Origin of the sequence: Limoniibacter endophyticus (assembly GCF_014652835.1) — a bacterium.
Lineage (GTDB): Bacteria > Pseudomonadota > Alphaproteobacteria > Rhizobiales > Rhizobiaceae > Limoniibacter > Limoniibacter endophyticus.
In genome coordinates, this window is the sequence record NZ_BMZO01000010.1 from 208,831 (window position 1) to 215,813 (window position 6,983).

The following is a 6,983-nucleotide window of genomic DNA, read 5'->3' on the forward strand; positions in this document are numbered from 1 at the left end:
AGAAATCCCGGTTCTTTCAATTATAAAATATCGAATCAAGCCGAGGCCGGATAGTCGATATAGCCCTCTTTGCCGCCACCATAGAACGTCTTCTTATCCGGCTCGTTCAACGCAGCCCCTTCCTTGAGACGACGCGGCAAATCCGGGTTGGAGATGAACAGACGACCGAATGCAACGAGGTCGACGTCTCCTTGTTCCACTGCTTTCTCGGAAAGTTGCTTGTCATAGCCATTATTGCCCATCCAGGCTGCTTTTCCACCCGCATCGCGATAGGCTTTTTTCAGTGCATCCCAGTCAAACGGCTTCTCGCCCTGACGGAAGTCACGCGGGCCTCCGGTCGCACCTTCGATCAAATGGATATAAGCGAGATCATAGGATGCCAACTTGCGCACGACATACTCGAAAAGCGGCTGCGGATCATTGTCGGAAGCGTCGTTAGCCGGCGTGACCGGCGAGATACGGATACCAACCTTGCCGGCTCCGATGGCATCGACGATCGCCTCCACGACTTCGAACAGAAGCCGCGCCCGATTTTCGATCGAACCGCCATAATCATCATCCCGCTGATTGCTTCCGGAGCGGAGGAACTGATCTATGAGATATCCGTTCGCCGCGTGAATTTCGACGCCATCGAACCCCGCTACCTCAACAGCATCCTTGGCGGCGTTGCGATAAGTCTCGACAATATCCGGAAGTTCGCTACGTTCAAGCGCGCGTGGCTCGGAAGTATCCGTGAACTCGCCGCTGCCATCCGGATGAATGATATAAGTCTTGGCTTTTGCACGGATAGCGGAAGGTGCCACGGGTTTACCGCCGCCCGGCTGCAGGAGATTGTGCGAAATTCGGCCGACATGCCAGAGCTGGACCACGATTTTCCCGCCCTGTGCATGCACCGCATCCGTAACCCCTTTCCATCCCTCGAGCTGTTCAGGCGCATAGAGGCCGGGAACGTCAGCGTACCCTTGACCCTGATGGCTGATTGCTGTCGCTTCCGTGATGATCAGACCGGCGTCGGCGCGCTGGCGATAGTAGGTCGCCGTCATCTCGCCTGGTATTGCATTGGGCGAACGGTTTCGCGTGAGTGGCGCCATGACGACGCGGTTTTTCAGCGAAAGATCACCGATCTCGATCGGATCGTAAAGCGTTGGCATCGGCAACATCCTTTCCGGCAGCAATCTGCCTCTCCTTGGGTCAGTTATCTCATTTAGGTCGGAAGCGCGCTTCGTAAAGAGAAAGATTTTGCTCATTTCACGGGTAATGCCGAATTGGGTTCCGCAGGAGATCTTGTCCTTGCCATCGGCAGGCGGGAGCGCTACGTCGAAGGCAATCCGGAGAATAATCATGTCTTTTCACATCCAACCCATCGACGTGGCTGATAAGTCAAGCTTCTACAAGGAGCTGGCGATCCAACTGAGAGGATTGCTCGAGGGCGAACGCGACGCTGTCGCCAACGCGGCAAATTGCTCCGCGCTGATTAATCAGTCTCTGGCGGATCTGAACTGGGCCGGGTTTTATATAATGCGCAACGGCGAATTGGTGCTCGGCCCATTCCAGGGCAAAACCGCCTGTGTGCGCATCGCTGTGGGACGCGGTGTGTGCGGTGCTGCTGTAGAGCGCAAAATCTCCATCCTCGTCGAGGATGTGCACGCTTTTCCGGGGCACATCGCCTGCGACGCTGCGTCACGTTCGGAACTGGTCGTCCCGCTTATTCGCGCCGGCGAGATCATCGGGGTAATCGACCTCGATAGCCCCTCCCCGGGCCGCTTCGATGAAGACGATCGTCTGGGTATCGAAACATTGGCGAGAATCTTCGTTGAGGCCAGCGACCCGTTTTAACGGACCGGTGTCACCAACTGCTCTTGCCTAGAATATTAGGTAATCGTTATATTCACTCCCAAAAGCGGGGCGTTTCAGCAAGAGTGAGATGGGTTTGTTCGCGGATAAGGTTTCGGCGCTAAGACAGATTACTGAAGCTGCAATCCCCGAGAACCTTCGGTTCGTCTGCATATTCCTTTCAATTTCAGACGGCGCAGAGCGTGCCCGTACTGTGCACGCCTGTGGAACAGGTTTCGAAACCGTATGGCGGCAAGTTCTCGACAATGCCGCAGTCGTGATGGAAAGGCACAAGCTCAGGGGGAATTGGCTGCGCGTCGACTGGGTCAATGGCTTCGAGCAAGTAACCTTCCAGGATCTGCGGCGGCATCTGGGGCAAACCAAGCGCAACTATTTCCGCCACGGTTTGTCGCTCGATCCCGGCTTCGAACATGCCTTCCTTAGCGAAGAGCTGAATGCAAACGGCATGCTCGACGGCGGCAACCGGATTGATCATGCCGTCATCAATGAGAAGAATTTCTCCGTTTACGCATTGAAAAGGTTCGGGCCGAATTTCAGGGCGGATTATTCCGACGACAAGACGGTCGTCATCTTTTCCACCGCTGGTTTTTTCAGCGATGAAGAGGAGAGAGTTTACGAGTTGAACCCGTCCGGCGTCGACGGCGGACGCCGGCGAGTGAACAAGCTTTCACCCAACACTACCAACGCGCTTATCCACGCCGGTTCAAATTATCTCGCCAGACAGGTTGGTGAAGACGGCCGCTTCATTTATGGGATGCATCCCTGCTTCGACCGCCCAATCAAAACCTACAATACGCTTCGCCACGCGAGCTCCACCTACGCCATGATCGAAGCCTGGGAAGTTACGCGCAGTGCGGATCTTAAAGCGGCCATTGAACGATCCCTTGCTTTCATCCGAGGCGAACTCATCCAGAACAATACCCTTCCTGATGGCTCCGAAGCCAGCTTCCTTGTCGAGAGCAATCATGAAATCAAGCTAGGTGGAAATGCTGTGACGATCCTTGCGCTGGTACAGTACGCACATGCGACCGGCGATCGATCCGATCTGCCTCTGCTGGAACGCCTGGCCAACGGCATTCGCCATATGCAGGACCCGATCATCGGCAGCTTCATTCACGTGCTTGACGCTGCCAATCTTTCGGTACGCGCACCGTTTCGAACCATTTACTATGATGGCGAAGCGGCGTTCGCGTTGATGCGATTATACGGTCTGACTGGAGATCCGCGCTGGCTTGAAACAGTGGAACTCGCCTTCGAGCACTTCTTAAGAGAAAATTATTGGCAGCACCACGATCATTGGCTCGGCTACTGCGTGAACGAATTGACGCGATACAGGCCGAAAGAGAAGTATTTTCGATTCGGAATACGGAACGTGGCCGATCATCTCCAGTTTGTGGCGACGCGCATTACTACTTTCCCTACGCTTCTCGAATTGATGATGGCAGCAAGCGACATGCTGGCGCGCCTCGCCGAAAAGCCGGAGCTACGGCATCTTCTGCTGGAAATCGACCTTGAGGAATTCAAAGATGCGCTGCAATTTCGAGCGCATTATCTGTTGAACGGCCATTTTTATCCGGAACAGGCGATGTTCTTCCGGTCACCGAAGAAGATCGCTGGCTCATTCTTCATCCGGCACCACGGATTCCGCGTCCGTATTGATGATGTCGAGCATTATCTGTCGGGGTTCGTTGCCTACCTGAAACATCTTAGAGACGACCCATTCTCCCAGCTATCCGTGAGAAAGAAACAGCCTCCGTCGTAAACGAGGGCGTGCGCCGGAATTTTCGTCCGGCGCACGCCCTTAAATGGGCTAGATAACGTGATGCTGCGGCTCTTCCTCAACAGGCGTCACCGTCAGATGACCGAGTGGATCAAGGGACGAAGCAACGTCCGCTGGATCAGAGGTCACCTCCTCCAGAGCGCTTGTTTCAGACAAAACGCCGCCAGTGTGCTCATCTTCGAACGTAATAGTCGGCGAACTTTCCTCCGATAGGAGAGCCGACAAATCGACACTATCGTCAGCTTCACCTAATTGCATCGATCGAGCATCTGTTTGGTCGCCCGTTGCTTCCTCCGCAAGAAACCCAAGCGGTACAACATCATCCGCGGCAAACATTTCCACCGGAGCAGGATCAGGAATCGGAGTGCCTTCCAGCGTTGCGTCGATGTTGACGGTAAGCGTTGCCTCCTGCACCTCGTCACCGATCGTTACCCGATACGTAAAAGTATCAGTCAAGCCGCCGGACGCTGCCCGGTCATCAGGCGTATAAGTATAGCTGCCGTCGGCGTTAATCGACAAGGAGCCATAGCTGCCCGAGATCGTCAGCGGTGTGTCTGCACTGACGGTTTCGAACGAAGCGCCATCGGTCGACACTGACAAGCTGAAGGGCTCGGCAAAGGGTAGATCATTTGCAAATATATTACCTTCAGCGTCGAAGGCGGTGCCCACTTCCGTCTGATCGAGATGTGTCACGGTAGAAGCGAGATCGATATTGACGCCACCGGCAACACTCACTAGCCCAAAGTTCAAACCGATCCGGATTTGATAATCCCCTGCCGGCACATCCCTAATGATGACATCGCCTGCTCCGCTACTGCCAAGCAAGCTCAGCAACTGTGAAGCATTGTATTCGGCAAAGACCTGGCCATCCGTCGTCTCCACAAAAACGGTCACGGCTTCACCCAACCCGACGAGGCTACCGAGACTGATGGAAAGTGTCAGATCTTGGGTCGTGCCGGGATCGACCGTGAAGCTTTGGCTTACCGGCGATCCGACCGCGCCAACGGGTGCGCCGAGCAAGACGGAAAGCCAGGAATAGTCGACAGCATCCTCAATATTTTCGCCGGCCGTCACCACATACTGATAATCAATACCTGCCTGTGCAATATCATTAGCGACGCTCTGTCCCGAAATGTCGATCGTGATATCGGCGGTTACAGAGTTCGTTCCGTCGGAAACGGTGTAGGTGAAGGTTTCGGAGTTTCCTATGGAAGCCACAGAACCATTCGGAGCATAGGCGTAAGACCCGTCGGCGTTGATAACTAGAGTGCCATACTCACCAGCAATCGTCGCGCTGCCGTCGACAAGTTCAACGACATCGCCATTACTGTTTGCAACCTGTGTGATGGCAGATCCAGGCACGAGACCGTCTTCCCCAGCTTCGCCGACTGCATCGGGATCCGGGTCAATAACATTACCCGTGACAGGATCTCCGGCACCGGAGAATGTGTGTTCCGTCAAGGTGACGCTCACCGACGTGTCCTGAATGAGAGTCAGCGTGTTATTGAGAAGCGCATCGGTTACCGCGCCCAACACCTGATCGAGCGCGCTGGTGAGGCCTAACGCGCCGAGGGCACTGGAAAGAGTTCCAACCAGATCCCCGGCGCCAATCGATGTTGTGACGCCCAGGACCGTCTCCAGAATGCCCCTGACCGTCGTCCCCAGAACGGGTCCTAATGCGTCTTCAACAGCATCAAGCACAAGTTCCTGATTTTCTGCGCCGAGAACAACCCCGCCCTGCCCAAGCTCTTCGAGTGAGATGCCGTTGCCGTCGGTATCCAGCAAGGTGCCAAGCGCGCTATCGCCCTTGCGAACAAGAACAGTGTAATTACCAGGAGCAAGGCCGCTGACATTGGCGACCAAGGTATTGTCGCTCGTGAGGCCAAGAAGCCCCAGCCCGGCGACATCCCCCAACAGAGGATCATTGCCCGTCGTCAGCACCCGAACGAGATTGCCTTCGGCATCATAGATTTCGACGTTGAAAGCATCGGCAACCGCAACGAGAGCACTCTGGCTTACCTGAATGAGCAGATCACCGCTCGCCCCGTCGGCAACCGTAATCGGGATGGCATTGGCGGCTGTATCATTATCCAGCAGACCAAGAACCTGCAACGATTCATCAGCAACAGGGGCCTGAGTTACGGAAGTGCGGCTTCCAAGATTGGCAGCACCGACGTCACCATTAGCCGATAGTTCCACATAGGTAACAGGACCAAGTGAACCAACGAGACTTTGATTGCCGGCAGCATCAGTCTGGCGAACGAGGATATCGCCGTCGACATAGGCCCCGAGAGGCAACTCGAAGCTTGTTCCATTGCCCGAGAGCCAGTTCTCACCACCATCGATACTATATTGCCAAAGAGCGCCGTCTTCGAGACCACTGACGTTGACCGTGCCTTCGCTGGTAATGCCGTCCCCGTCGATACCGGTGTCAATCGCGAGTTCCACGAGCGGCGCAGTCGGTGCCAACGTGTCGGGAAGCGTTGCGAGCGCCCCCGCCGATTCATTGCTTGCCGCATCTGTCAGCGTTACCGTCACCTCCTGACCATTGCTTGGGTCAAGCGTGAAGCTCCCGCTACCTCCTTCCAACACAACAGTACCTAGAACGGTCGTGCCATCCTCGGCATAGATCGTCGCCGTGGCGCCATCCTCACCTGTGATAGTCAGCGTCACACCGTCTTCACCCACCGTAACAAGCGGCAACTCAGGGGCAAGCGTGTCGGGAAGCGTTGCGAGCGCCCCCGCCGATTCATTGCTTGCCGCATCTGTCAGCGTTACCGTCACCTCCTGACCATTGCTTGGGTCAAGCGTGAAGCTCCCGCTACCTCCTTCCAACACAACAGTGCCTAGAACGGTCGTGCCATCCTCGGCATAGATCGTCGCCGTGGCGCCATCCTCACCTGTGATAGTCAGCGTCACACCGTCTTCACCCACCGTAACAAGCGGCGGCTCGGGGGCAAGCGTGTCGGGAAGCGTAATCGCGGTCTCGTCGGACTCATTACCACTGGCATCAGTTAGTGTAACGGTAACGTCCTGACCGTCGCTGGGCTCTAGAACAAAGGTTGCTGTGCCTTCCGGAGAAAGCTCAACCGTCCCCAAGACATCCCCATTTTCGTCATAGATCGTAGCAGTCGTTCCTGGCTCGCCGGTGATTTCAAGCGTTCTTCCATCGGCACCGATCGTAACGCCGGGTGCGTCTGGCGCATCGGCGTCAGCATCCGCGTCAGCATCGGCATCGGCATCAGCGTCGGCGTCAGCATCAGCGTCCGCATCGGCATCGGCATCAGCGTCGGCGTCGGCATCGGCGTCAGCGTCAGCATCCGCGTCGGCGTCGGCGTCGGCGTCAGCA

Annotated in this window: 4 protein-coding genes; 2 read left to right on the forward strand and 2 right to left on the reverse strand. The window is 55.9% G+C overall.

The window, feature by feature from the left end:
* Positions 1-35: 35 nt before the first annotated feature.
* Positions 36-1,151 (reverse strand): alkene reductase, encoded by a 1,116-nt coding sequence (locus IE151_RS15290; protein ID WP_189492060.1) that lies wholly within the window; start codon positions 1,149-1,151, stop codon positions 36-38.
* Positions 1,152-1,341: 190 nt separating this feature from the next.
* Here IE151_RS15290 and IE151_RS15295 point away from each other — a divergent pair, with 190 nt between their 5' ends.
* Complete coding sequence (locus tag IE151_RS15295; RefSeq protein ID WP_189492063.1) at positions 1,342-1,836, forward strand: GAF domain-containing protein; 495 nt, start codon at positions 1,342-1,344, stop codon at positions 1,834-1,836.
* Positions 1,837-1,924: 88 nt separating this feature from the next.
* A complete protein-coding gene (locus tag IE151_RS15300) occupies positions 1,925-3,616 on the forward strand; it encodes a YyaL domain-containing protein (RefSeq protein WP_189492066.1) in 1,692 nt (563 codons plus the stop codon).
* Positions 3,617-3,664: 48 nt separating this feature from the next.
* Here the strand turns inward: IE151_RS15300 and IE151_RS15305 are convergent.
* On the reverse strand, positions 3,665-6,983 hold a 3,319-nt coding region (locus IE151_RS15305; RefSeq protein ID WP_194523925.1), incomplete at its 5' end, for a BapA/Bap/LapF family large adhesin.